Below are 23,607 nucleotides of genomic sequence, written 5' to 3'. Positions count from 1 at the left end.
AACATGAACTTCGCCGCCGGCTTCCCATCACGCACCGTCTCCGAAATCGACCCCACCCGGCCGATCTCCACCCCGTTGTAGGTCACCTTCGAACCCGGATCCATCACCAGACCGGCACGCGCCGCGAGCATGGTCAGCTGCGTCTTGGGGGTGAAGTCGCCCCGGAACTGCCCGTAGACAAGGGCCAGCGCCAGCGCGCCGACGACCAGGATCGCCACGCCGGCCAGCTTGTACGGCGGGGTGCGCGGGGCGTTGGTCTGGATGGGTCGGGCCATGGCGGTTACACCGTGAGCGCGAAGTTGGGGTTGACGCCATAGAGCGCCAACGCGGCGGCCAACACGACAACCTGTACCGAGACCAGTGAGAAACGCATCGATCGACCGACCGCCTCACCCACGCCGACCGGACCGCCGCCGGCGTTGTACCCGTAGAAGCAGTGGGTGATCATCACGACCGCGGTGATGATGATGGCCTCCAGGAACGACCAGAACACGTCGTCGGGGCGCAGGAACGTCCGGAAGTAGTGCTCGTAGGTGCCGTTCGACTGTCCGTACAGCACCGTGGTGGTGATCTGCGGGGACAGGAAGCACATGATGATCGCCATGGCGTAGATCGGGATGATCACGACCAGCCCGGCCATGATGCGGGTGGACGCCAGGAACGAGATCGATTTGATGCCCATCACTTCCAGGGCGTCGACCTCCTCGCTGATGCGCATGGCACCCAGCTCCGCGGTGGCGCCGGCGCCGACCGTGGCGGCCATTGCGATCCCGGTGACGACGGGCGCGGCGATGCGCACGTTGATCAGCGCGGCGAAGAAGCCGGTGAACGCCTCGACGCCGATGTTGCCCAGCGAGGCGAAGCCCTGGATGGCGACCAGCGAACTACCGGACAACGTCACGAAGCCGACGATGGCGACGGTGCCACCGATGACCGCCATCGCGCCGGTGCCCATACCGATCTGGGCTATCAGTCGCAGGGTCTCCTTGCGGTAATTGCGTATCGCGTGCGGAATGTGCCCGACGGCGGTCGTGCCGAACCAGGCCATCTGGCCGATGTCGTCGAGACCGCGAGCCGCGGCGAGGCCGTAGCGATTGAGGTTCTCTGCAGCCCGCGGGAAGCGGGCGCGAAAGACGGCGGAAGTTGACATGTCAGTGCCCCGTCCCGAACCGCACGCCGATGGTGGTCAGCACCACGTTGACGGCGTACAGCGCGACGACGCAGAGCACGACGGTCTCGTTGACCGCGGTGCCCAGGCCTTTGGAGCCGCCGCGCACCGTCAGGCCGCGGTAGCAACCGACCAGGCCGGCGATGAGCCCGAAGACGGCGGCCTTGATCGTCGCGATGATGACCTCGGGCAAGCCGGTGATGGTGGTCAGGGTGGCCAGGTACGCGCCACCCGACACGTTCTGCAGGTAGACGCCGAACAGGTAGCCGCCGACCAGGCCGACGGTGATCACCAGGCCGTTGAGCAGGGTCGCGACCAGGGTCGCGGCGATCACCCGGGGCACCACCAGCCGGTGGATCGGGTCGATGCCGAGCACCTCCATCGCGTCGATCTCTTCGCGGATGGTGCGGGCACCCAGGTCCGCGCAGATCGCGGTCGAGCCGGCGCCGGCGACCACCAGCACCGTGGTCAGCGGACCGAGCTGGGTGACGGCGCCGATTGCCGCGCCGGCGCCGGACAGGTCAGCGGCCCCGAACTGGGCGAGCAGGACGTTGAGCGTGAAGATCAGCAGAACGGTCAGCGGGATCGACACCATGATGGTCGGCAGGAATGCCACCCGCATGATGAACCAGCACTGCTGGATGAATTCGCGATACTGGAACGGCCAGCGGAACAGCGCCCTTCCGGTGAGCACGCACATGCGGAAGAATCCCCCGACGAGCGTCAGGGGCGTCTCCAGTTGGTCGCGTACGTAGCCGACCAAGTAGGGACCCCGCCGACTTGTCGACGTTGAAGTCACCGCTGCCCCCTCGCGCCGTCACCGCGCGCCTCCCGGCGTCGCGGCGGATCGTGTAGCACGCCTCCTCCTCGCCCCGACTCAACATGTGTGACCATCGGCTCCCTACTGGCAAGTAGTAACGGAGACCACAGGAATGTACCCGATGGCAAACCACGTGTGAACCGCATCCGCACAATTAACCCTTCGCCAACAGCTGGCAAACGTTACAGCACCCGTCAACTTTCCTTTCTGCTCCTAAAACCTCTTGCCCTAGAATGGATTTAGTCGATTTCTCCGACGCCGTAGCGGACCCGCAGTTCAGTCTTGAGCACCTTCCCGGCCGGGTTGCGCGGCAGCGCGTCGACGATCTCGAGCGCCTTGGGGTGCTTGTACCGCGCCAGTCGCTCGGTCAAAAACTCGTCCAGCTCATCGAGCCGTAAATTGCCGCCCGCGACAGCGGCGACCGCGATGGGCACCTCACCCCACTTGTCGTGGGCCCGGCCGATGACGGCGACTTCCACGATGCTGGGGTGGCTGGCGAGGACGTTTTCCACCTCGGCGCAGTAGATGTTCTCACCACCGGAAATGATCATGTCCTTCTTGCGGTCGACCACCCACACGTAGCCGTCGGAGTCCATGCGGACGAGGTCGCCGGAGTGGAACCAGCCGCCGGCGAACGCTTCGGCCGTGGCTTCCGGGTTGTTCCAGTAGCCACTCATCAAAGTTGGTGCGCGGTAAACGATTTCACCGACCTCACCGATCGGCACGTCGTTCATGTTTTCGTCGACGACGCGGGCGGCCACGGTGGGGATCACCTTGCCGACCGAGCCACGTTTACGAATGGCGTCGTCACCCAGCAACATGCACGTGACCGGCGACATCTCGGTCTGGCCGAACGCGGCCAGAATCTGGGTGCCGGGGAACGTCGAGGACATCTCCCGCAGCAGCGCGTCGGGGGCGGGGGCGGCGCCCCACGACATCACGCGCAATTTCAGGTCCCGCGGGCGAGCGTGTTGTTCGGCGCAGACCGCCTGCCACTGGGCGGGGACCAGAAAGATTCCGGTGACCTTCTCCGCGGCGAGCACGTCGAGCAGTTGCCCGGGCTCGAATGCGCCCAGCGGGTAGATCACCGTCGGGATGCCGAGCAGCACCCCGGTCAGCAGGTTGCCGATGCCGGCGATGTGGAAGAACGGCACACCGATGAACCCGACGTCATTGTTGATGTCGGCGCCGTTGGTGTACAGGCCGGTCATCGTCTGGCCGGTCAGATTGGTGTGGGTGAGTACGGCGCCCTTCGGCCTGCCGGTCGTGCCCGAGGTGTACATGATCAGGGCCGGCGAGTCATTCGGGATGTCGACGGGTTGGTGTGCGTCCCCGGGCTCGTCGATCAGATCTTCGTAGCCGAGCACGCTGTCGTCCGTCGAGCCGCCGGCCACCACGATGGTGTTCAGCAACGGCTCGATGTCGCGCACCCCGGTGGCCACCGGGGCCAGCACCGGTTCGGTGATGATCACCCGCGCTTCACAATCCTGAACCAGGAAGGCGATTTCGGCCGGGGTGAGCCGGAAGTTCAACGGAACGGCGATGGCGCCGAGCATGTTGGCGGCCAGCACCGATTCGACGAACTCGGTGCGGTTGAGCATCAGGATCATCACCCGGTCGCCAAAGCCGACACCCCGGCGGCTCAACGCATCGGAAAGCGCCGCCACCCGGCTGCGCAGGTCACCCCAAGTCAGGGTTTTGCCCAAGAACCTCAGCGCCGTCGCCTTCGGCTGCATCAACGCGTGCCGTTCGAGTTGGTTCACCCAGTTCTGCCGCCGGGCCAGGTATGGCTGCTCGTTCGCCTGTGTCAGATGGCTCGCCAATTGCGCGGTCAAACTCGCACTTCCCTTCACTCGCGCACCGCTTGCGCCAAGTTGATATTTGATAAAACTTAGTGTTGTGTGGGTCACACTATGGCGTTGGCGGTCTACTGACAAGTCCCCGTCAACGCCCGTCAAAACTTCAACCCTGTCCCGCCAAAGCCAATGAAAGCCCTGGCAGCCCCCGTGAACGCACCAATGTCAATGCAGCCGAGGAATCGGCGGCCGCTGCGCCGGGCGCAACTGTCCGACGCAGTCGCGGGTCGTCTGCGGGCGGCGATCATGTCCGGCACGTTGCGCCCGGGGACGTTCATCCGGCTGGACGAGACGGCGGCCGAGCTCGGGGTCAGCGTCACTCCGGTGCGTGAAGCCCTGCTGAAGCTGCGCGGTGAGGGCATGGTGCAGCTCGAACCGCACCGCGGCCACGTCGTGTTGCCGCTGACCCGGCAGGACATCGAGGACATCTTCTGGCTGCAGGCGTCGATCGCCCGAGAGCTGGCGGCCGCGGCCACCGACCACATCACCGACGCCGAGATCGACGAGCTGAACCGGATCAACGAATCGCTCGCCGCGGCCGTCGGGTCCGGCGACGCCGAGACCATCGCGGGCGTCGAGTTCGCGTTTCACCGCGTCTTCAACCAGGCGAGTGGCCGGATCAAATTGGCCTGGTTCCTGCTCAACGCCGCGCGCTACATGCCGGTGCTCGTCTACGCCGCCGACCCTCATTGGGGTAAGGCCGCCGTGGAGAACCATCACCAGCTGATCGACGCGCTGCGCCGGCGCGACACCGCCGCGGTGATCGAGCACACCGTGTGGCAGTTCACCGACGCGGCGGCCCGGCTGATCGAAATGCGCGACCGCACCGGAATCTTCTAGCTCGCGGCCAGCTGCTCGGCGCGCTGCTTGAGGCTCTCGGCCAGATGGTCGAGGACGTTGTTGAGGAGTTGCTTGACCATCGGCGCCGGCACCGGCATCGAGGTTTCGACGTCCAGATCGACGGTCAGCAGGCTCGACGCCCCCATCGACACCACGGAAAACAGCTGTTCCTGCTTGGTGAAAAGGTCGCCCTGCTGCAGCACGGTCTGGATCTGGTTTTCCCCGGGGTAGTACACGGCCTGGATGAACATGCTTTGCATGCCTTGGTAGTCGGTGTCGAGCCGCAGCTGGCTGGGGCGTCCGTCGTCGTAGCGGGCGAGCACCCAGAGGCCCTTGATCTCCTCGTTCCACTGCGGGTAGGCCTCGAAGTCGCCGACGATCTTCATGATCAAAGCGGCGTCGGCGTCCACCTCGACGGTCTTGCTCATGACTGGCATGCGCGAAGCATAGCGGGGTCGGCGATGCGTCCGTGCGGTGCCGCGCCTGGTGACGAAAACCCTGGTCGCAGGCCGAATCTCAGCCCTTATTGGTCCACGGCGGCCGTCGCCAGCAGCGCGCGGACGGCGTCGGGAATCGGGACGGACTTGCGGGTGACCCGGTCGACATAGACGTGCACCCAGTGCCCCAGCGCGGTGATCGGTCGCGGCTGGTTCGTCGTGCGCTCATCCTGGGCCCGGAACACGCCCAGTCGGTAGGTGACGCTGCTGCGGCCCAGCCGCGTGACGGCCAGACCCACCATGAGGTTCTGGGGGAATTGCAGTTCGGAGAAGTAGCGGCAACCCGATTCGGCGACGATGCCCAGCGCGGGCGTGGTGATCGGGTCCAGCCCGGTGCTGGTGTTGATCCAGGCGTTGATCGCCGTGTCGAACAACTGGTAGTACACCGCATTGTTGAGGTGGCCGAACATGTCGTTGTCGGCCCACCGGGTGCCGACCGGCCACAACACCGGGAAGTCGTTGCTGCTCAGCCCGTCCGGTGCGGGCGGAACTACCGAAGCCGACGCCATGGTTGTATTCCAACATGTCTGGAATACGGGGCGCGGTACTGGAGCACATCGGGTCACCTCGGCCCTACGCACAGTCGCGGCCGATCGCCATCACCGAACTCGACCTCGCACCCCCGGGCCGAGATGAAGTCCTGGTCCGCATCGAGGCGGCCGGCATCTGCCACTCCGACCTGTCGGTGGTCGACGGCAACCGGGTGCGGCCGGTGCCCATGCTGCTGGGCCACGAGGCCGCCGGGATCGTCGAGCGCGTCGCCGAGGGCTCGCAGTCAAACGGGACCGGCCTGACCGTCGGTCAGCGGGTGGTGCTGGTATTCCTGCCGCGGTGCGGTCATTGCGCGGCGTGCGCGACCGAAGGCCTGACGCCGTGCGAACCGGGCAGCGCGGCGAACGGCGCCGGTACCTTGCTCGGCGGCGACATTCGGCTCAGCCGGGCCGGCCATCCCGTGTACCACCACCTCGGGGTCTCGGGTTTCGCCACGCACGCGGTCGTCAACCGGGCCAGCGCGGTCGCGGTGCCGCCCGACGTGCCACCCGACGTCGCGGCGCTGCTGGGCTGCGCCGTGCTCACCGGGGGCGGGGCGGTGCTCAACGTGGGGCATCCGCAACCGGGCCAGACGGTCGCCGTCGTCGGGCTGGGAGGTGTCGGGATGGCAGCGCTGCTGACCGCGCTGACCTATGACGATGTCCGCGTTGTCGCCGTCGATCAGTTGCCCGAGAAGTTGGCCGCCGCGCGTCGTCTCGGCGCCCACGACGCCTACACACCGCAGCAGGCCGCCGAGGCCCGGGTGAAGGCCGCGGTGGTCGTCGAGGCCGTCGGCCATCCGGCCGCACTGGAGACCGCGATCGGCTTGACCGCACCCGGAGGGCGCACCATCACCGTGGGTCTGCCACCGCCGGCCGCACGAATCAGCGTGTCGCCGTTGGGTTTTGTGGCCGAAGGCCGATCGTTGATCGGCAGTTACCTCGGCTCGGCGGTGCCCAGCCGAGACATCCCCCGGTTCGTCGAGCTGTGGCAGTCGGGCCGGTTACCGGTGGAATCGCTGGTGTCGTCGACGATTCCGCTGGAGGACATCAACGAGGCGATGGACAATCTGGCCGACGGCATCGCCGTGCGACAGCTGATCAGATTCGACGGTTAGTCGCCGTGTAGCGCGCTGGACAGGGCGTGGCCTTGCAGCGCGAACAATCGTTGCGAGCCCGGCCAATCGGGCAGCAGCGAATCGAACCCATGACAGGTGCGTGCGAAGACGTGCAGCTCGGCCGAGACCCCGGCGCGCAGTAGCAGCAACGCGTAGTCGATTGCCTCGTCGCGGAACGGGTCGATCTCGGCGCACGTGATCAAAGCCGTTGGCAGTCCGGCGAATCCGGCTCGTCGCGCGGGCACCGTGCATTCCGATGCGGCCGCCGGTCCCAGGTAGTGGCGCCACATCAGATCGGCGGCCTCGCCATCGAATGCCGGACTGGTGCGGAATTCCGCCTTCGACGCGGTGACCCGATCGTCGAGCACCGGTTGGTGCAGCAACTGGAACGCCACCGGCGGCAGTGACCCGTCGGCGGCCCGCTGCGCCAGGCATGCGGCCAGGGCGGCGCCGGCGCTGCTGCCGGCCACGGCCCGCCGTGCCGGATCGACCCCGAGTTTCCCCGCGTCGGTGGCCACCCATCGCAGCACGGTGCTGGCGTCCTCGAGTGCGGCCGGATACGGGTGTTCGGGGGCCAGCCGGTAGTCCACCGAGATCACCGTGCAGCGCCCGCGGCGCGCGAGCTCCACGCACTGGCGGTGATCGGTGTCGAGGTTGCCCAGCGCGAAACCACCGGCGTGGCAGTACACCACCGCCGGTGCCCGTTGCGCGGGTCCGCCGCGATAGATGCGCACCCTCACGCCGCCGGATTCGCCCGGCACGATGTCCTCGGCGATGCGCACCCCTTGGGCATCGGTGTGTTCGGCGGCCAGCCGCCGGCGTTCGTTGAACGGTTCGCGGATGAGTTCGATTGCGGCCGGGGTAAAGTCGGTCCGCGTCGTCGCGACGGCACGCAGCGCGGGGTCCAGGCGATCGGCGCCGTCCAGCTGCGTCATTGGGCGCCCCACTCGGGCACGGTGAACGCCTCGGGTGCGGACGTGGCCGGCGCGGTGAAGCGGAAGTCGGCCGGCCTGAACCGGCGTGTCATGCCCCAGAAGGTACGCGCGCTGCGTGGCCACTGGGTGACCACGCGTCCGTTGGGGGCGCGAAAGTAGTTGCTGCACTGGGTGGTCCAGACGGTGCCCGCCATCCATCGATCGATTTTGGCGACGAAGTCAGCCAGCGCCGCGGGACGCACCGCGACGTAGCGCTTGTGATTGCGCCGCAGGTATTTCAACGCCCGCACGATGTAGCGGGCCTGCGCCTCCAGGATGAAGATGACGCTGTTGGAGCCGACATTGGTGTTCGGTCCGTACAGCATGAAGAAGTTGGGGAAGCCCGGCACGGCCATCCCGAGGTAGGCGTACGCCCCGTCGCGCCACACCTCCCGCAGGGTGACTCCGTGTTCGCCGGCCACATCCAGCTCGGCGAGATAGTCGGCCGCGGCGTACCCGGTGGCGCAGACCACCAGGTCGACCTCGCGTTCGGTGCCGTCTTCGGTCACCAGGGATCGGGTCCGCAGGAAGCGCGCCGGGCTGGTGACCACCTCGACGTTGGGCTGGCTCAGCGCGGGCAGGTAGTCCGAGGAGAACACCAGCCGCTTGCAACCCATCGGGTGATCCGGAGTGAGCTTGCGGCGCAATTCCTGGTCTTCGACGGTCTTCTCCAGCAGCCCCAGCGCGAGGGCCTTGAATTGCTCGGTCTTCTCGCTGCCGTGCTCGATGACCGCGATGTTGGATTCGCTGCGGAGCCACAGCCGGGCGCGGTAGAGCTTTTTGGCGAAGGGAAGGTGCGCGAAGAGCCAGCGCTCCCATTGCGTGTAGTGCCGGTCCGGCTTCGGCAGGATCCAGGTGGGCGATCGTTGCACCGAATACACTCTGTCGGACACCTTGGCCAGCTCCGGGATCAGCTGCGAGGCCGTCGAACCGGTGCCCAACACGGCGATCCGCTTGCCTTCCAAAGGGATCGAGTGGTCCCAGCGCGCCGAGTGCAACACGGTTCCGGTGAACGGCTCTTCTTCGATGAGCTCGGGCAGCAGCGGACGGGTGAACAGGCCGACGGCCGATACGACCACATTGAAGTGGTGCTGCTCGCCCGACGCCGTGGTCAGGCGCCACAGCTGGGTGTCCGCGTCCCAGTGTGCGGATCGGATTTCGGTGCGCAGCCTCAGGTGTGGTCGCAAACCGTATTTGTCGGCGCATCGCTGGAAGTAGTCCAGGATCTCGGCCTGCCCCGACCACAGTCGTGACCAGTTCGCGTTCAGGTCGAACGAGTACGAGTAGAGGTGTGATTTGACGTCGCACGCCAGCCCCGGATAGGTGTTGATCCGCCAGGTGCCCCCGACGCCGTCCTCACGATCGAAGATGGTGAACCTGTCAAAACCGGCGCGTGACAGCATGATTCCCAATGCCAGGCCGCCGGGACCGGCACCGATGATGCCGACCGAAATCTCGCTCATCGGATCTGCAGGCATTGCCCACCGTCGATGACGAGTTCGGAACCGGTGATGAACGACGCCTGTTCGGACACCAAGAAGGCTACGGCGTCGGCGACTTCACCGGCCTCGCCGATTCGCCCGAACATCGACGCCTCGGCCAGCCGGGTCTGGGTGGTCTCGTCGAGCATCGAGGTGGCGATCGGCCCCGGGAAGACGGCGTTGACGCGGATGCCGGCGGGGGCGAGTTCGGCCGCGACGGTCTGGGTCAGCCCGCGCAGCGCCCACTTCGACGAGCCGTAGGCGCTGTGCTGTGGGAAGGGTCGGATGGCCCCGGTGCTGCAGATGTTGACGATGGACGCGTGCGGCGCCTGCCGTAACTGGTCCAGCGCCGCGCGGATCCCGAGGAACGGACCCAGGCAGTTGACCCGCCAGGAACTTTCGAAGCCTTCGGCCGTTTCGTCGGTCAGCGATGCCCGGTGTAAAACACCGGCGCAGTTGACCAGCGTGCTCAGCGATCCGAAGCGCCCGACGACCTCAGCGACGGCAGAGTCCCACTGCTGTGGCGAGGTGATGTCGAGCTCGACGGCGATCACACCATCGTCACCCGCTTCGCCGACCATGGTGACGAGTTCGTCGATCCGCCGATCGCACGCGGCGACCGAAAAGCCGTCATGCCGAAGGCGTTCGGCGATGGCCCAGCCCTGCCCCCCGGCGGCGCCGGTCACCAATGCGACGCGTTGGTTCATGCTGAATCCACCTCGGGGCTATCGGCCAATCCGGCGCTGGTGATGAAGCGGCAGCGGCGCCGCGTAAAGCGCCACCGACCCGCGATCCGGGTCAGCTCGTCGTCGTAGATCGCGGGCCGCAGTTGCAGATCGCCCGCGCGGACGAACAGCACCTGTGATCTGGCCACGGCGCGCTCCCCCTCCACCTCGATCCGCGCGCTTCCGGTCAGGTGCAGACCGCGGGCCGCGTGGCGGAACATGCCCGCGATCCCGTCGTGACCGGCAAAGGTCTTGCCGTAGACCAGGAATTCACCGTCGGGCGCGAACAACTGGACGCACTCGTCGAAGTCGCCTGCGTCAAGTGCCAGGGCGTAAGCGGCAAGCAGCGCGCGGATCGCCCTCCGATCATCGCAGGCGTCATCCGTCATTGCGTCGCCTCGCGCAGGTGCTCGGCGGCTCCGCGTCGCAGCGCCTGCGACTCGGCGGCCAGGGTGATCATGCCGAATCCCAGCTGGGCCATGGCATGACCCGTCTTGCCGTCGCCGGCGTGAATGCCGGTGACCAGGCCCGCGTCCGACGCCGCGCGATGGATGCGCACGATCGCGTCCCGCACCTCTGGATGTCGGGTGGCTCCGACGACACCGGCGCCCAGGGAAATCGCCAGATCGGCCGGACCGACGTAGATTCCGGTCAGACCCTCGACCGCACAGATCTCATGGATGCCGGATAGCGCCGCCGCGGTCTCGATCATCGCGAACACGCTGACCCGTGACTCGTGGGCGGCGGGATCGTGCCCCAGGCTGGCCCGCAGCGGACCGAAGCTGCGCACGCCCCTCGGTGGGTAGCGGGTGGCAGCCACCGCCGCGGCGGCCTGGTCCGCCGACTCGATCATCGCGATGACAACGGCGTCGGCGCCGGCGTCCAGCACCCGTCCGATCGGTGCCGCGTCGGCGTTGGGCAGGCGCACCACGGTGCCGACGGGCACGTGCTCGATGCGGCGCAAGATGCCGGCGATATCGGCGTCGTCGAGATAGCCGTGCTGCGCGTCGAATCCGACGTAATCATAGCCGGCGCAGGCGAATTCCTCCGGGCCCAGCGTCGTCGGGCCGGTGACCCAGCCACCGAAAACCGGGTTCTTGCGGCTCAGTGCCAGCTGCAGATTGCTCGGCGAAGTGTCTGTCATCGTCGACTCATCCGGCGATCGCGATCTTGATGCGTTCGGCGACCGGCCGGCTGGCCAGCTCGAAGGCGTCCTGCACCTCGTCGATGCCGAACGTATGAGTGAGGTAGGCCCCCAGGAGCCAGGGGTGCTCGGCGGCGAACTTGCTCGCCATCTCCAGCATTCGCCGCCGGTCCAGCGTCACACCGGATTTCAGCGTCAGGTTGTTACGCAGCATCACCCGCATGCTGATCGGATACATTTCGTCGTCGGCGACGCCGAAATAGAACACGGTGCCGCCCGGGGCGGCGGCGTCGACGGCGTGAGTCAGGGTAGCGACCTGGTGGCCGACGGCCTCGATGACGACATCGGCGCGGTCTCCGGGCCGGAGCTGACTGACCCAACGGTCACTGGTCGCGCGCACCGGGTCGTCGACTCCGAAAGCCCTTGCCAGATCACGACGATCGATCGGGTCGACGCCGGTGACACGCCGCGCGCCGGCCGCCTTGGCGACGTAGGAGAACAACAGACCGATCGACCCTTGGCCGATGATCGCGACATGCCGGCCCGCCAGGTCGCCGAGCTGCTCGCAGGCGTAGAGGACGCAGGCCAATGGTTGCAGCCCGACCGCCTGCGCCGGGGTCAGCGCCGGATCGTAGGGCGCAAGTCCGTCGCCGTTGCTGACAATGCGCTCCATCATGCCGTCGAACCCCGACGCCCAGCCGACCACCTGGTCTCCGGCACGGTGTGCGGGATGCCGGCTGGTGAGCACCTCACCGACGACCTCGTGGATGGGAAAGCCGTCTTTCTCGGGACCGCTTCGGCCGTCGTCACCCGGCAGGCGTCCTTTGGCGCCGCGAAAGGCGGGCAGATCGCTGCCGCAGACGCCCGCGGCCAGGAACCGCAGCAGCACCTGCCCGTCGGCCAGGCACTGCGGTGTCTTGTCGTCAATTGTGGTGCGCTCGAACAGATACGGGGCGATGATCCGGTAGGACCACACGTCAGACCTCCACCGGAATGTTGTTCCAGCCCCATTGGAAGCTGGACGGCAGCCGAGTGGCGGCGTCACCGCGGATCGCGTAGTCGGGCACCCGGCGAAGCCATTCGGCCAGCAGCACAGCCACTTCCAGCCGTGCCAGGTGGTATCCGATACAGAAGTGCTGGCCACGGCCGAACGCCAGCGAGCGGCGGATGGGCCGGTCCCAGAGGAATTCGTCGGGCTCGGGATACTCGCGCTCGTCGCGGTTGGCCGACGCGAGCAGGGTGATGACGCGCTGGCCCGGGTTCAGGGTTTCGCCGCGAATCTCGAAGGGCTTGCGCACGGTCCGCGCGAACCACTGCGCCGGCGCACAGAACCGGATCATCTCCTCGCGCGCGAGGAGCACGTTGTTCTCGAGGTCGGCACGCACGGCGGCCAGCTGGTCGGGCCGCCGGCTCAGCTCCCAGAGGCCGTGGGCGACGATTTTGGGCACCGTCTCGGTCCCCCCGATGAAGATGCACAGCATCTGGGTCGCGACTTCCATGTCGTCGAGCGCGCTGCCATCGGGCAGGTGATAGCCGAGCAGGCCGTCGATCACGTCGAGCGGTCCCCCGGAGGAATCGGCGCGGCGGCGCTGCACCGCGGGCAACAGATATTCGAAGTAGTTAGGACGCGCTTGCCCGGTGTCCACCCCGACGCCAGGCTGGGCGAGGCTGCCGGCGTTGACCGCGGCAAGGACCTGCGCCGCGAGATCGGTTGGTATGCCCAGGAGTTCGCAGACGATGGCGGCCACCACGATGCCGCCGTAGTCCTGCGTCAGATCGAAGGAACCGCCCGGCAGCAGGGCATCGAGGCGTTCGTTGGCCAGTGTGCGGATCCGGCCCTCCAGGTCCGTGACCGCCCGCGGCCGAAACGGCCGGGAGTGGGTGCGCCGGACCTCGCCGTACAGGTCGGCGTCGAACATGGCATGAAACGGCAAGGGGTGCAGCGGCGGGTCATCGACCGGGCCGCTGTTGTGTTGCGCCAGAACCGATGCCGGCGGCAGCGTGCCTTCCGAGGCGACGAATGTCCCGTTGTTGACTTCCAGCACCTTCCAGATGTCCTCGAAACGCGACAGCGCGAAGGTGTCCCACTGCGGCATGTAATACACCGGGTGGTGATCACGCAGGATCCGGTAGTACGGCAGCGGGTTTGCCATCACCGCCGCGTCGAAGGGGTCGTAGCGAAAGTCGCCGGCGTTCAACGGGCTTGGTTGCTCCGTCACTGTAGTGGTGAGGGCGGTAGGGCCTGCAGAATGGAATCCTCCCAGCCGTCGCGCAATGCGGGGGCCACGCTCATCCAGGTGACGATCTCGGCCGGTGGACTGTCCTTCCACGACGGATAGTGCTCGGCGAAGCAATCCCAGCCGCCGTCCAGCGCCCAGTAGTGGATGACTTCGTTGTAGCGGAAGGTGGTGGTGAACGAACCGAGCCAGTGCTTACCGGTACGTTCCGACCACGGAACGTAAAGCCGCTCCAGTTCGCGGATGTAGTCGTCCTGGCGGCCTGGTTTGGTCTGCATGATCTCTTGAATCACCAGCGGCGCAGCGAAATTGGCGTCGCGCAGCTGGGCGAGCGTCTTGTTGCTCGGCCCGGGATACATGATGCGCCCCTCCCCCGAGGCGCCGATGTCGGCCAGAAATGCCGACCACTTGCCGGACGCGGCCGCGTGGCTGCCGCCGCGGGCCTGCGCGGCGCCGAGCCTGGCGTAATCGGCGAAACCGTCGAGCTCCCAGATGACCGTCGCCTGAGGCCAGTGACCGTTGTACGGGGTGGATTCCCAGATCGCGAACAGCCGCGCGCCGAGTTGCTCCATCATCGGTTGATAGGTGTCGGTGAAAATCTCGGTGAACCGGTCGCTTCGCCCGGATCCCAGCGAGATCGTCTCGTGTAGGTAGAGCAGCGTGTGTCGGAAGTATTGCTTCATGGGCTAGTCGAGCCGGATCAGCTCTGAGTCGCTCCCCGAACCCACGTCACAGAGCAGCGACTCGGTGGCACCGACCGTCGTGTCCGGAATGCCCGCCGCCGCAAGCGCATAGCCCTTGAACATGCGGGCCGCTCCGCTGAGCAGATGCTGGGCTCGGGTTGTTGCGCGATGCACGCCCAGTGGCCACCCCTCGCCCCACAAGGCGACCTCGGTCAGGCGGTTGTCCAGCGACGCGAGCACGGCCTCACGCACCCGGGCGTCGGCGGTGAACGCCTCGGCGCTGACGGCCAGGCTCGTCGAACCCGCCCCCAGCCCGGCGAGTTCCGGCTCGAGATCTGCGGCCCGCACCCCCAGGATCCGCAGCGACCGGGTGTCGCAGCCCCGCGGGAGCAGCACGGTTACCTCCCAACCGGCCATGGCGCGGTCGTAGAGCCAGCCGCCGGCCGATTGCACGACGTCGACGGCGCCGCCCGCGACCACGTCGAGTCGATAACGCAGACCCTCGCCGTTTGCGCGAGTTGCTTTCGCAGCGCTGCTCTTGCTGATGTCGAACGTCGGAGCGACCATCGATCCATTCCTCACCACCACCCGCCAGCGGTTCGCCGGCGGGTCTCACGCTTGTCATGGGCTTTCTCAAAAGGCTGGAGCCGCTTCGCGCGCAGGGCGACGCGACTCACCGGACAGCGTGACACTTCTGGTGAAATTTGTAAAGGTCCCGCCGGCCCGTCAGGAACCGCGCCGGGCCTTCAGGTCGGCCAGGACTTCCGCGGTGTGCTGGCCGAGTTCCGGTGCCGCAGAACGTGGTGCCCACGGGGTTCCATGGAAATCCGCCGGTGTGGCCACCATGGGCACGGCGGCTTCACCGTCGGGGACGTCGACGATTCCGCCCGCGGCGTGGAACTGCTCGTCAGCCACGACATCCTCCAGGGTGTTGACCGGTGACCAGAAGAAATCCGGTTCGCCGGCGAAAACCTGTGCCCACTCGTCGAGGGGCCGCGTCGCGAAGATTTCATCCAGCGCGGCGATCAGCGCGGCCGAGTTGGCGGCGCGGGCACGGGCGTCGGCGAACCGGGGGTCGTCGCGCCAGTCGGGCCGGCCCACCGCACGGCACAGCGCCGGCCAATGCCGATCGGGCTCTAGGCCGACGATCCAGAACCGCCGCCCGTCTTCGGCGGTGTAGTTGTTCATGCACGGGTTGCCCATCGTTTCGCGCTGGCCGATCGCGATCGGTTGCCCACTCATCAGATAGGTGTTCAGATCGAAGCTCACCGTGTAGGCGCCCTGCCGGTAGAGGGAGGTGGTGACCAGTTGGCCCGTCCCGGTGCGTTCGCGCGCGAGCAGTGCCGCGCACACGGCCGCGGCCAGCGTCATACCGGCGGAGTGGTCGCCCATGCCGCCGCGCTGAAACGGAGGCGTGTCGCCGGGCCGGGTGAGCAGGTGGGCCACGCCGGCCCGGGACCAGAACGCGGCCACGTCGAAGGCGGCGCGGTCGGCGTCGGGACCGCTTTCGCCGTACCCGGTGATGAGCCCATAGACCAGACGAGGATTGGCGGCCGACACCGACTCGAAGTCCAGGCCGAGACGTTGCAGCGCGCCGGGTCGCACGTTGGTCAGGAAAACGTCTGCGTCGGCGAGCAATTCGAAGGCGGTGTCGCGGCCCGCGTCGGTGCCGAGGTCAAGTACGACGCTGCGTTTGGACCGGTTGTCCATCTCGAACGGCGGGTTGAGGCCCATGTCGCAGCCCAGCATCCGGCCGAACAAGCGCGCCGGATCACCGGTCGGCGGTTCGATCTTGATCACGTCGGCGCCCCAGTCCGCCAGGATGCCGCCGGCGGCCGGTCCGGCCACCCAGACCCCGAGTTCGACGACTTTGACGCCTGCCACCGGTCCCGCCATGGGTAAGTTCCTACCCTGTCGGCGCCCTGGGGCGCACGCATCCCCCCGTTTCCGCGGTCAGCTCGCCATCTGGTCGTCGCGCACCGCGAAGGTGCCGTCGCGCTCGAAGGCGGCGCGGTTGGCGTCGACGTACTCGCCGACGGTCATGGGCTTGTGCCCGCTGATCACCTCCACGAGGTTGTTCTCGCCCGCGAAAATGCCGTCCTGGTAGTCCTGGGCGACGCTGCTGATGTGCTGGACGAAGAACTCCGGCCTGCCCTGCTCCCTCAGCGCCGCGGCGAAGGTGGGGATGCCGATCGGCTCGTAGCGGACTCCGATGCCGAGCGCGTCCGACATCTGTTCGGCGATGCGTTGGTGGTCGAGTTCTTCGGCACCCACCAGCGGATAGATTTGGCGGTCGTGGGGGGCCGGGTTTTGCAGGATGGCGGCGATGACGCCGGCCTGGTCGCGCCCGGCGATGGGAGCGTGGCGCCCGTTGCCGAACGGCAGCCGCAGCACACCCTCATCGCCGTTGCGTGCCCATTGCCATTTGAGCCACTCGGCGAAGAAGGTCGGGCGCAGGTGTGTGGTACCGAAGGCGAATCGGTCCAGCAGTCGCTCGGCGATCCAATGCTGCTGCGCGGCATTGCTTTTCGCCTCGCGCCGCGCGGAGATCTGGGACATGTTGACCACCGCCCGCACGCCGGCCTCGCTGGCGGCCTGGGCGAAGATGGCGGTGGCGGGCAGCAGGCTACCCGGGGCGATCGGGTAGCAGAAGTAGGCGGCGCGCACGCCGGACATCGCCGCGCTCACCGCATGGAAGTCGAGCAGATCGCCCACGACGATCTCGGCGCCGAGGCCGGCGAGCGCGTCGGAGCGCTGGTCGCGGCGGTGCACGAACGCGCGCACCGCGTGCCCGGCGTCGAGCAACATTTCGACGGTGGGCGCGCCGGTGTTGCCGGTGGCCCCGGTGATGAGAAACAGCTGATCCGATGACATTTCCCGACTCCCTTGCTGAGTAACGATTGCGTTAGTAAGATACTAAGTGGAGTAGGCTGAATAACGCAAGCGTTATCCAAAGGGAGAGCGATGGAGTTCGAGAACCGGCTGCAGGACCGCCAGCTCTGGTCGATCGGCGAAGGCTGTTCGATGTCCAAGGTCCTGGAGCTGCTGAGCACCAAGACCGCCTTTCAGGTGGTCCGCGAATTGTTTTTTGGTACAACACGTTTCGAGGATTTTGTGGAGCGCATCGCGACGTCGGCACCGGCGGTGTCACGGGCGCTCAAGCAGCTCGAGGCGGCGGGTATCGTCGCCCGCGTCCCCTACCAGGAGCCGGGGAAGCGCGCCCGCGACGAGTACCGGCTGACCGAGGCCGGGGAGGATTTTCTGCCGGTGTTCATGTCGCTGGTGCAGTGGGGAGACGCCTATCTGCAGGACCGCCCCGCCCCCCTGTCGTTCGTCGACGCCGACACGGGCCGCGCCGTCGGGGTGCGTGTGACCACCGATGCCGGCACACCGGTCAAGAGATCGTCCGACATCCGGATCCAACGTGGTGCCGCGTCCCGGCGACGCACATGATTGGGTAGTTCGGGGCCTAGGAGCCGGGAGGAAACGCATGACGCTGGTGGCCGGGCGGGGTCCGCTCAGCAGTGATCCCGCGGGGCGCTTCTCGCCCGCGATACCCAACGACGTCGTTTACGTCGAACCGCATCCCCGGCGCGTGCAGGCCGTCAAGGACGGGCGCGTGGTGATCGACACCGAGCGGGCGCTGATGGTGCACCGCCGGGGCCGGCCGCTGAGCTACGTGTTCGCGGCCGACGAGGTCGACGACCTACCGAACGAGCCGGAACCCGAGGCGCCGGGTTTCGTCCGGGTGCCCTGGGACGCGGTCGACACCTGGCTGGAAGAGGGGCGCGAGCTCGTGCATTACCCGCCGAATCCCTATCACCGTGTCGATTGCCGTCCGACCCAACGCCGCCTGCGCGTCCGCGTCGCCGGTACCACGTTGGTGGACACCGACGACACGGTGATCGTCTTCGAGACCGCGCTCGCCCCGCGGCTGTATGTCGATCCGGCACATGTGCGCACCGATCTGCTGCGGCGTTCCGAGACGTCGAGTTATTGCAATTACAAGGGCTTTGCGACGTATTGGTCGTTCGTCTCGGGTGAGCATGTCGTCGAGGACGTCGCCTGGAGCTACCCCGGCCCGCCGCCGGAAAGCCTGCCCATCAAGGGATTCCTCAGTTTCGACGACACCCGCGTCGAGGTGACGGCCGAGCTGCCGGTCAGCGGCCGTAGCTAGGACGCCCGAGGCCCAGCTCGTGCTGGGCGATCATGTTGCGGAACACCTCCAGGGTGCCGCCGTAGATTCCGGTCGGTACGGCCAGCCGGAACAGGTACTCCACTGCGCCGTCGGCCGCGGAGCCTTCGGTGTCGGTGGGCAGCGCCGCGGCGGTCCCCATGACATCCATCAGGTCCGGGGAGATGTCGCGCATGGTCTGGGCGATGGCCACGCGGCCGTACATGCCGGGGGTGTGCAACGCCGCCTCCATCCGGGCGGCCGCGCGCCCGAGCCGGTATTTCACCGACTCGTCGTCCACGCGGCGCTGTCCGTCCGGACCGGGCCGCGCCACCACCGCCGCGACCGCGTCCACCGCCTCGGCCATCAACACGCCGTGGCCGGACATGGTCGCGACGTTCTGCAGGCCGTGATCTTCTCGATCGACGATGCCGTGCTCGGAATCCAGCGCCGAACGCATCACCGTCCAGCCGCCGTTGACCTCGCCGATGCGGTAGAGGTCGTCGACGCGAACGTCGCTGTAGTAGACGATGTTGGTGCGGTCGCCGTCGACGGTGCGGATGCCCTGGATCTCGACTCCCGGGGAATCCAGCGGCACCAGAAACATGGTGAGGTTCTTGTGTTTCGGGCCTTGCGGATCGGTGTTGGTGAGCAGGAAGACATACGTGGCGTTCTGCGCGTTCGAGGTGAACATCTTGGCGCCGTTGATGATCCACGCGTCACCGTCACGCACCGCACGGGTCTTGCAGGTGGCGACGTCCGAACCGCCCTCGGGTTCGGTGTAGCCCAGGCAGAGCCGGGTCTCCCCGGACAGCACCCCCGGCAACACCCGGTCGCTTAGTTGCGGTGCACCGAACTGCCGCACCAGCCGCGCCACCACCGACGTGGTGCCCCAGTGATACCAGGGCGTGTGGGCGCGGCCGATCTCGAGCTCGAAGATCCGGCGTTGAACCGGGCTGAACCCGCCCTCGGTCTCCAGCTTCCAGTCCGACGCCAGATATCCCGCCTCGCCCAGCGCCAAATGCACTTCCTCGTCGAAGTTTTCGCCGGTCTCGCGGTCGCGGCGAAGTACCTCGTCGGTGACGTGTTCGGCGATGAACGCCCGGGTGCGTTCCTCGAAGGCGGCGTCGTCGGCCGAAAGTTCGACCCGTGAGAAGTCCATGTCCCGTTAGGCCGCGTCGATGACCAGGGTGCGGAACCGGTCGAGAGTCTCGAGCGCATGCGCCATGCTGTTGCCGGGCAGGTGGATGCCGAACACGTCACACCGAGCTTCGCCAGCGTGTCCAGACCCTGGAGGTAAGCGTCGGCGTTGAAGTCGTCATTCGCGGGGCTGCCGCCCTCGAAGTTGGTGAAGGTGATGTCGATGGTCGACCAATCCCGGCCCGCCGCATCGCATCTGCGCCGCAGATCGTCGATGCCGTCAGCGAGCGCGCGCACGGAGTCGATGACGGCCGTGCCGGCCGTCTGGGCCAGTTGCGGCGGGGCGGGGAACGGGCACCAGCCGTCGCCGTACTGCGCCACCCGCCGCCGCGACGACGACGTATTGCCGCCGATCCAGATCGGCGGATGCGGATCACTGACCGGGCGGGGATGCGCGGTGATGCCGCGCGCGCTGAAATGCTTGCCCTCAAAGGAAATGTCATCGCCGGCCCAGATGGCCCGAATCACCTGTAGGGATTCCTCGAACAGCTCGGCGCGCTCGTCATAGCTGACCCCCAGCGCCGCGAACTCGCGCTTGAGGTAACCCACGCCCACCGCGAGGGTGAATCGCCCACCCGACAGCAGGTCCAGGGTGGCACCGGACTTGGCCACCACGAACGGGTTTCGATACGGCAGCACCACGATGTTGGGGATCAGCCGCAGCGTGGACGTCGTGGCGGCGGCGAAACCCAGTGCGACGAAAGGATCTAACGCATCGTGCCCGCCGGCCTCAAGCCACCGCTGCGAGGGTGCCGGGTGGTCGGTGAAGCCAAAGCCGTGGATCCCGGCCGCTTCCGTCGCGGCGGCCACCTTGCCGATACCGTCCCCGCTCACCAGCTCCCGGTTGTAGGGATGACTGTGCATCGGGTGGGTGATGGTGAACCGCATGGCCGTTAGAACCGCGCGCGGGAGTCGATCGTCGTGTCGCTGGTGCGCAGCGGACGGATCAGCGCCTCCTGGGCGAAGGAGGCCAGCAGCTCGCCCTCTTCCGAGTGCACGGTGCCGCGCACATACGACATCCCCGCACCCACCTGGGTGCTCTCGTGGGTGTAGAGCAACCACCCCGTCCAGTCCACCGGCTCGTGGAACGCAACCGAGATGCTCATCGGTGCGGTGGACACGGTCAAGTGCGCCTGGGCGGTGCCGATGCCCTCATGCGGGCGCATCGTGGTGGAAATTCCGAGATGGCCGGTGAAGTACGCCAGCAGCGCCTTGGCCAATTCGTCGCGGGTCGGGATCGGGTCGTAGCGCAGCCACGCGTAGAGCTCCGGCGGCCCGACCTCGTCGGGGCTGTTGACGTCGACGACGTCGACGAGGCGCAGCTCGCGACCTTTCATCGGCATCGCCGAGTGGTGCGCATCGGCCGGGGCGGCGACATCGGGGCGCGGAAGATGGTGACGGATGACGTCGGCGGTCGGGACGTCGGCCAGCACGGTGATGCTCAGGCAGCGCCGGCCGTTCTGATGCACGGCGACGACGGCGGTGGCGGTGGAGCGGCCTTCGGCCACGACGTCGAGAACGAGTTCGATGGGCGCGCCGACGGTGACCGCGCGCGAGAAGACCGCGTGCGCCGAGCGCACCGACTTGTCGGGAAAACGCTTCGCCACCGCGACAATCGCCTGCGCGAGCACCTGGGTGCCTTCCACCACTTGGCGTTCGTCACCCATGGCAATGCCGGTGTCACCGGTGAACCGGTCGTCCCCGTCGGCGGCCTGCACGTCAAACAGATCCAGCAGGCCCTGCACGGTCCACTCGGTCTGCTCAGATTCCGTGGTCAATCCAGTCCACCTCTCGCGCTCGCAGCTCAGCGCTCAGCGTGACACTTTGAGTAGGATTTGTAAAGCTTGGCTAACAAGACGGTGGCCCAGCCGATCGATGTGACGACCGAACACCTAGGGAGGCAACAGAATTGGGTATCGTGACCACCACTTCGGAGACCGCGTTCACGCAGTCGGCCGAGACGGTGTACGACTTCGTCACCAATCCGCAGAACTGGACCAAGACCTACCCCGGCAGCGCGCACATCGGCGAATTGCCGGAGCTGCCCATGAAGGTCGGTGACACCTGGGAGGAAGCCGGCCCGGACGGCGACCGCGTCTTCAGCTGGCAGCTGGCCGCGGCGGTGCGCCCGTCGCTGTTCGTGTTCACCTCGATCGGCCGCCTGGGCCATGACCGCGACGATCCCACCGGTCTAAAGAGCGGAATGGAGGGCCGCATCACCGTCTCCTACCGCTTCACCAGGCCCGGGCAGGACATCACGCTGTTCTCCCGGACCATGACGATCGAGGCGTACAAGCACGCGCCGCTGCCCGATCAGCTCTTCGTCCAGGCCAATCCTGCGAAGATCGACGCGTACCACGAGGCCGTGGCGCGGGAGCTCGCCCGATCGGCAGATTGACACCGGTACCCGCGGTGCATGACACTTTTTCGGTGTTTTGTAAAGCGGACCGGTTCGCCGAAGGCAGGGACGGATGATTCCCGAGCCGCTGGCCAACGGATTCTGCTTCGGCGAGGGCCCGCGCTGGTTCGAGGGCCTGCTGTGGTTCTCCGACATGCTGGGCGAGGCGGTGCACACCGCAACCATGGGTGGATCGCTGACCACGCTCCCGTTGCCCGGGCACTCGCCATCCGGGCTGGGCTTCCGGCCCGACGGGTCGCTGCTGATCGTCTCGACCGAGGACCGGCAGGTGCTGCGCTATGACGGCGAAACCGTCGCCCCCATCGCTGATCTCGCCGAGCTGGCGCCGGCCAGCCTCGGCGACATGGTCATCGACGACGCGGGCCGCGCCTACATCGGGTGCCAGGCGTTGCGCGGCGGCGTCATCATTCGTCTCGACCCCGACGACGGCGTTACCAACGCCACTATCGTGGCGACAGACCTCGACTTCCCCAACGGCATGGCGATCACCCCGGACCGCGGGACGCTGATCGTCGCCGAATCGACGGGCCGGCGGCTGACGGCGTTTTCCATCGCCACCGACGGCGCACTGTCCGATCGCCGAATTTTCGCCGACGGCCTGGACGGGCCGCCCGACGGCATCGCGCTGGACGCCGAAGGTGGCGTGTGGGCGTCCATGACGCTGGCCCACCAGTTCGAGCGGATCGTGGCGGGCGGCCACGTGACCGACCGCATCGACATGGGCGAGCGGGTCGCCATCGCCTGCGCCCTCGGCGGCCCGCAGCGCCGCACCCTGTTTCTGTTGTCGAGCACGGAGGCCTATCCTCAGCGCCTGGTCGGCACCCGGCTTTCCCGGCTGGATGCCGTCACGGTGACCACTCCCGGCGCCGGCCTGCCCTGACCGAGAGGTTGACGATGACCGACGCCTATTACGAGCTGATCGACCCGACCGGCGGAGACGCCGGCGTCCTGGGCGAGAAGTTCCGGGCGACCGATCTGGCGCGCGGCACCTGGTCGGCGGCGATCCAGCACGGTGGCCCGGTGTCCGCCCTGCTGGTCCGGGCGCTCGAGCGGTGCGAGCAGCGCGACGACACGCGCCTGTCCCGCGTCGTCATCGACCTGCTGGGCGGGGTGCCGTCCGAGGGCGATCTGTGGGTGCGCGCGCAGGTGCAACGCCCCGGCAAGCAGATCGAACTGCTCAGCGCCGAGATGCTGGCCCCCGGCCCCGACGGCGCACCGCGGCCGGTGGCGCGCGCCAGCGGATGGCGGTTGCAGCACCAGGACACGGAGCCCCTGGCGCACGCCGCGGCCCCACTGCCCCGGCCGCGGGCCGAGGCCTTCAACCGCAACCTGAAAGCACGGGACTGGGACCGCAATTACGTGCACAGCCTCGAGTGGCTATGGCTGACCGAGCCGCTGAGTGAGGGCCCCGGCGAATCCTGGATCAACCCGACCGTCGACCTGGTCAACGGCGAGCCCATGACGCAGCTGGAACGGCTGTTCGCGGTGGCCGACTGCGCCAATGGCATCGGCAGCAAGCTCGACATCACCAAATGGACGTTCCTCAACACCGATCTGGCGGTGCATGTCTTTCGTGTTCCCGACGGTGACTGGATCGGCATCCGGGCGGAAACCAGCTACGGGCCGGACGGCATCGGGACGACCATCGGCACCTTGTTCGACGAGCAGGGCGCTGTCGGCGCCATCCAGCAGTCGGTGCTGGTGCGCCGGCGCCCGCCTCGGGCCTAACGTGAGAGCGAAT

At 67.4% G+C, this 23,607-nt stretch carries 26 protein-coding genes and 1 pseudogene; 7 read left to right on the top strand and 20 right to left on the bottom strand.

All coding sequences use genetic code 11. The features are described from left to right. The 4 genes from A5782_RS22655 to fadD5 all read right to left on the bottom strand — a co-directional run. The coding region (locus A5782_RS22655; protein ID WP_156624060.1) for an MlaD family protein at window positions 1–275 on the bottom strand (275 nt) is incomplete at its 3' end. A gap of 5 nt (window positions 276–280) precedes the next feature. Beyond that, the gene (locus tag A5782_RS22650; RefSeq protein WP_067104316.1) at window positions 281–1,150 is read right to left on the bottom strand and encodes an ABC transporter permease; all 870 of its coding nucleotides are present in this window, start codon (window positions 1,148–1,150) and stop codon (window positions 281–283) included. Window position 1,151: 1 nt separating this feature from the next. Next, window positions 1,152–1,967, bottom strand: coding sequence for an ABC transporter permease (locus tag A5782_RS22645; protein ID WP_067104315.1), 816 nt, complete (start codon window positions 1,965–1,967; stop codon window positions 1,152–1,154). Between the two features lie 260 nt (window positions 1,968–2,227). Beyond that, window positions 2,228–3,823, bottom strand: coding sequence for a fatty-acid--CoA ligase FadD5 (gene fadD5 / locus A5782_RS22640; protein ID WP_067104331.1), 1,596 nt, complete (start codon window positions 3,821–3,823; stop codon window positions 2,228–2,230). 183 nt (window positions 3,824–4,006) lie between these two features. Here fadD5 and A5782_RS22635 point away from each other — a divergent pair, with 183 nt between their 5' ends. Beyond that, the gene (locus A5782_RS22635) at window positions 4,007–4,684 is read left to right on the top strand and encodes a GntR family transcriptional regulator (protein ID WP_197694314.1); all 678 of its coding nucleotides are present in this window, start codon (window positions 4,007–4,009) and stop codon (window positions 4,682–4,684) included. Here the strand turns inward: A5782_RS22635 and A5782_RS22630 are convergent. Together A5782_RS22630 and A5782_RS22625 are read right to left on the bottom strand one after the other, a co-directional pair. Then, window positions 4,681–5,121, bottom strand: coding sequence for an SRPBCC family protein (locus tag A5782_RS22630; RefSeq protein WP_066861577.1), 441 nt, complete (start codon window positions 5,119–5,121; stop codon window positions 4,681–4,683). The two genes, A5782_RS22635 and A5782_RS22630, sit on opposite strands and share 4 nt — an antisense overlap. Window positions 5,122–5,207: 86 nt before the next feature. Further along, the gene (locus tag A5782_RS22625; protein ID WP_156624059.1) at window positions 5,208–5,690 is read right to left on the bottom strand and encodes a thioesterase family protein; all 483 of its coding nucleotides are present in this window, start codon (window positions 5,688–5,690) and stop codon (window positions 5,208–5,210) included. 14 nt (window positions 5,691–5,704) lie between these two features. Between A5782_RS22625 and A5782_RS22620 the strand changes: the two genes are divergently transcribed. Further along, window positions 5,705–6,829, top strand: a complete 1,125-nt coding sequence (locus A5782_RS22620; protein WP_067104328.1) for an alcohol dehydrogenase catalytic domain-containing protein — start codon at window positions 5,705–5,707, stop codon at window positions 6,827–6,829. Here the strand turns inward: A5782_RS22620 and A5782_RS22615 are convergent. From A5782_RS22615 to A5782_RS22565, 11 genes are all read right to left on the bottom strand, one after another. Continuing rightward, the gene (locus A5782_RS22615) at window positions 6,826–7,764 is read right to left on the bottom strand and encodes an alpha/beta hydrolase (RefSeq protein WP_067104314.1); all 939 of its coding nucleotides are present in this window, start codon (window positions 7,762–7,764) and stop codon (window positions 6,826–6,828) included. The two genes, A5782_RS22620 and A5782_RS22615, sit on opposite strands and share 4 nt — an antisense overlap. Continuing rightward, window positions 7,761–9,281 (bottom strand): NAD(P)/FAD-dependent oxidoreductase, encoded by a 1,521-nt coding sequence (locus A5782_RS22610; protein WP_197694313.1) that lies wholly within the window; start codon window positions 9,279–9,281, stop codon window positions 7,761–7,763. Before A5782_RS22610 ends, A5782_RS22615 begins: the two co-directional genes overlap by 4 nt. Beyond that, window positions 9,263–9,991, bottom strand: a complete 729-nt coding sequence (locus tag A5782_RS22605; protein ID WP_067104312.1) for an SDR family NAD(P)-dependent oxidoreductase — start codon at window positions 9,989–9,991, stop codon at window positions 9,263–9,265. Before A5782_RS22605 ends, A5782_RS22610 begins: the two co-directional genes overlap by 19 nt. Continuing rightward, window positions 9,988–10,398, bottom strand: coding sequence for an SgcJ/EcaC family oxidoreductase (locus A5782_RS22600; RefSeq protein WP_067104311.1), 411 nt, complete (start codon window positions 10,396–10,398; stop codon window positions 9,988–9,990). The genes A5782_RS22605 and A5782_RS22600 overlap by 4 nt, the downstream gene beginning before the upstream one ends. Continuing rightward, entirely contained in the window at window positions 10,395–11,153 is a 759-nt protein-coding gene (locus tag A5782_RS22595; RefSeq protein WP_067104310.1) for an HpcH/HpaI aldolase/citrate lyase family protein, read from the bottom strand. Before A5782_RS22595 ends, A5782_RS22600 begins: the two co-directional genes overlap by 4 nt. 7 nt (window positions 11,154–11,160) lie before the next feature. Beyond that, window positions 11,161–12,129: a zinc-binding dehydrogenase gene (locus A5782_RS22590; RefSeq protein WP_067104309.1), complete on the bottom strand. Its 969-nt coding sequence runs from the start codon at window positions 12,127–12,129 to the stop codon at window positions 11,161–11,163. Between the two features lies 1 nt (window position 12,130). Continuing rightward, a complete protein-coding gene (locus A5782_RS22585; protein ID WP_067104327.1) occupies window positions 12,131–13,306 on the bottom strand; it encodes a cytochrome P450 in 1,176 nt (391 codons plus the stop codon). Window positions 13,307–13,368: 62 nt separating this feature from the next. Further along, window positions 13,369–14,073, bottom strand: coding sequence for an NIPSNAP family protein (locus A5782_RS22580; RefSeq protein ID WP_067104308.1), 705 nt, complete (start codon window positions 14,071–14,073; stop codon window positions 13,369–13,371). A 3-nt stretch (window positions 14,074–14,076) separates the two neighbouring features. After that, window positions 14,077–14,640: a hypothetical protein gene (locus tag A5782_RS22575; protein WP_067104307.1), complete on the bottom strand. Its 564-nt coding sequence runs from the start codon at window positions 14,638–14,640 to the stop codon at window positions 14,077–14,079. A 159-nt stretch (window positions 14,641–14,799) separates the two neighbouring features. Beyond that, entirely contained in the window at window positions 14,800–15,969 is a 1,170-nt protein-coding gene (locus A5782_RS22570) for a CaiB/BaiF CoA-transferase family protein (protein WP_067104306.1), read from the bottom strand. Window positions 15,970–16,026: 57 nt separating this feature from the next. Further along, the gene (locus A5782_RS22565; protein ID WP_067104305.1) at window positions 16,027–16,947 is read right to left on the bottom strand and encodes an NAD(P)H-binding protein; all 921 of its coding nucleotides are present in this window, start codon (window positions 16,945–16,947) and stop codon (window positions 16,027–16,029) included. A gap of 90 nt (window positions 16,948–17,037) precedes the next feature. On the opposite strand from A5782_RS22565, the gene A5782_RS22560 reads away from it, so the two are divergent. Both A5782_RS22560 and A5782_RS22555 read left to right on the top strand, forming a co-directional pair. Next, entirely contained in the window at window positions 17,038–17,526 is a 489-nt protein-coding gene (locus A5782_RS22560; RefSeq protein ID WP_067104304.1) for a helix-turn-helix domain-containing protein, read from the top strand. Between the two features lie 37 nt (window positions 17,527–17,563). After that, a complete protein-coding gene (locus tag A5782_RS22555; RefSeq protein ID WP_067104303.1) occupies window positions 17,564–18,250 on the top strand; it encodes a DUF427 domain-containing protein in 687 nt (228 codons plus the stop codon). Here A5782_RS22555 and A5782_RS22550 read toward each other — a convergent pair. The 3 genes and pseudogenes from A5782_RS22550 to A5782_RS22540 form a co-directional block, all read right to left on the bottom strand. Continuing rightward, window positions 18,234–19,409: an acyl-CoA dehydrogenase family protein gene (locus A5782_RS22550; protein ID WP_067104302.1), complete on the bottom strand. Its 1,176-nt coding sequence runs from the start codon at window positions 19,407–19,409 to the stop codon at window positions 18,234–18,236. The genes A5782_RS22555 and A5782_RS22550 overlap by 17 nt on opposite strands. 6 nt (window positions 19,410–19,415) lie before the next feature. Next, window positions 19,416–20,335: pseudogene (locus tag A5782_RS22545) on the bottom strand (LLM class F420-dependent oxidoreductase). Between the two features lie 5 nt (window positions 20,336–20,340). After that, the gene (locus A5782_RS22540; protein WP_067104301.1) at window positions 20,341–21,225 is read right to left on the bottom strand and encodes an acyl-CoA thioesterase II; all 885 of its coding nucleotides are present in this window, start codon (window positions 21,223–21,225) and stop codon (window positions 20,341–20,343) included. A gap of 131 nt (window positions 21,226–21,356) precedes the next feature. On the opposite strand from A5782_RS22540, the gene A5782_RS22535 reads away from it, so the two are divergent. The 3 genes from A5782_RS22535 to A5782_RS22525 all read left to right on the top strand — a co-directional run bounded on the left by A5782_RS22535 (window position 21,357) and on the right by A5782_RS22525 (window position 23,594). After that, on the top strand, window positions 21,357–21,845 hold the full coding sequence (locus A5782_RS22535; RefSeq protein WP_067104300.1) for a polyketide cyclase: 489 nt from the start codon (window positions 21,357–21,359) through the stop codon (window positions 21,843–21,845). Between the two features lie 73 nt (window positions 21,846–21,918). Next, window positions 21,919–22,746 (top strand): SMP-30/gluconolactonase/LRE family protein, encoded by an 828-nt coding sequence (locus A5782_RS22530; protein WP_067104299.1) that lies wholly within the window; start codon window positions 21,919–21,921, stop codon window positions 22,744–22,746. Window positions 22,747–22,760: 14 nt separating this feature from the next. Continuing rightward, window positions 22,761–23,594 (top strand): thioesterase family protein, encoded by an 834-nt coding sequence (locus tag A5782_RS22525; protein ID WP_067104298.1) that lies wholly within the window; start codon window positions 22,761–22,763, stop codon window positions 23,592–23,594. Window positions 23,595–23,607 lie beyond the last annotated feature (13 nt).

Source organism: Mycobacterium sp. 852002-40037_SCH5390672, assembly GCF_001665875.1.
Lineage (GTDB): Bacteria > Actinomycetota > Actinomycetes > Mycobacteriales > Mycobacteriaceae > Mycobacterium.
This window is presented reverse-complemented; position numbering and strand designations above follow the sequence as displayed.

Bases quoted from the DNA above. Each gene is read 5' to 3' on its own strand.
- A5782_RS22650 (WP_067104316.1), bottom strand. From the start codon at position 1,150: ATGTCAACTTCCGCCGTCTTTCGCGCCCGCTTCCCGCGGGCTGCAGAG.
- A5782_RS22635 (WP_197694314.1), top strand. From the start codon at position 4,007: ATGTCAATGCAGCCGAGGAATCGGCGGCCGCTGCGCCGGGCGCAACTG.
- A5782_RS22630 (WP_066861577.1), bottom strand. From the start codon at position 5,121: ATGCCAGTCATGAGCAAGACCGTCGAGGTGGACGCCGACGCCGCTTTG.
- A5782_RS22625 (WP_156624059.1), bottom strand. From the start codon at position 5,690: ATGGCGTCGGCTTCGGTAGTTCCGCCCGCACCGGACGGGCTGAGCAGC.
- A5782_RS22620 (WP_067104328.1), top strand. From the start codon at position 5,705: ATGTCTGGAATACGGGGCGCGGTACTGGAGCACATCGGGTCACCTCGG.
- A5782_RS22615 (WP_067104314.1), bottom strand. From the start codon at position 7,764: ATGACGCAGCTGGACGGCGCCGATCGCCTGGACCCCGCGCTGCGTGCC.
- A5782_RS22610 (WP_197694313.1), bottom strand. From the start codon at position 9,281: ATGCCTGCAGATCCGATGAGCGAGATTTCGGTCGGCATCATCGGTGCC.
- A5782_RS22605 (WP_067104312.1), bottom strand. From the start codon at position 9,991: ATGAACCAACGCGTCGCATTGGTGACCGGCGCCGCCGGGGGGCAGGGC.
- A5782_RS22600 (WP_067104311.1), bottom strand. From the start codon at position 10,398: ATGACGGATGACGCCTGCGATGATCGGAGGGCGATCCGCGCGCTGCTT.
- A5782_RS22595 (WP_067104310.1), bottom strand. From the start codon at position 11,153: ATGACAGACACTTCGCCGAGCAATCTGCAGCTGGCACTGAGCCGCAAG.
- A5782_RS22585 (WP_067104327.1), bottom strand. From the start codon at position 13,306: ATGGCAAACCCGCTGCCGTACTACCGGATCCTGCGTGATCACCACCCG.
- A5782_RS22580 (WP_067104308.1), bottom strand. From the start codon at position 14,073: ATGAAGCAATACTTCCGACACACGCTGCTCTACCTACACGAGACGATC.
- A5782_RS22575 (WP_067104307.1), bottom strand. From the start codon at position 14,640: ATGGTCGCTCCGACGTTCGACATCAGCAAGAGCAGCGCTGCGAAAGCA.
- A5782_RS22570 (WP_067104306.1), bottom strand. From the start codon at position 15,969: ATGGCGGGACCGGTGGCAGGCGTCAAAGTCGTCGAACTCGGGGTCTGG.
- A5782_RS22565 (WP_067104305.1), bottom strand. From the start codon at position 16,947: ATGTCATCGGATCAGCTGTTTCTCATCACCGGGGCCACCGGCAACACC.
- A5782_RS22560 (WP_067104304.1), top strand. From the start codon at position 17,038: ATGGAGTTCGAGAACCGGCTGCAGGACCGCCAGCTCTGGTCGATCGGC.
- A5782_RS22555 (WP_067104303.1), top strand. From the start codon at position 17,564: ATGACGCTGGTGGCCGGGCGGGGTCCGCTCAGCAGTGATCCCGCGGGG.
- A5782_RS22550 (WP_067104302.1), bottom strand. From the start codon at position 19,409: ATGGACTTCTCACGGGTCGAACTTTCGGCCGACGACGCCGCCTTCGAG.
- A5782_RS22530 (WP_067104299.1), top strand. From the start codon at position 21,919: ATGATTCCCGAGCCGCTGGCCAACGGATTCTGCTTCGGCGAGGGCCCG.
- A5782_RS22525 (WP_067104298.1), top strand. From the start codon at position 22,761: ATGACCGACGCCTATTACGAGCTGATCGACCCGACCGGCGGAGACGCC.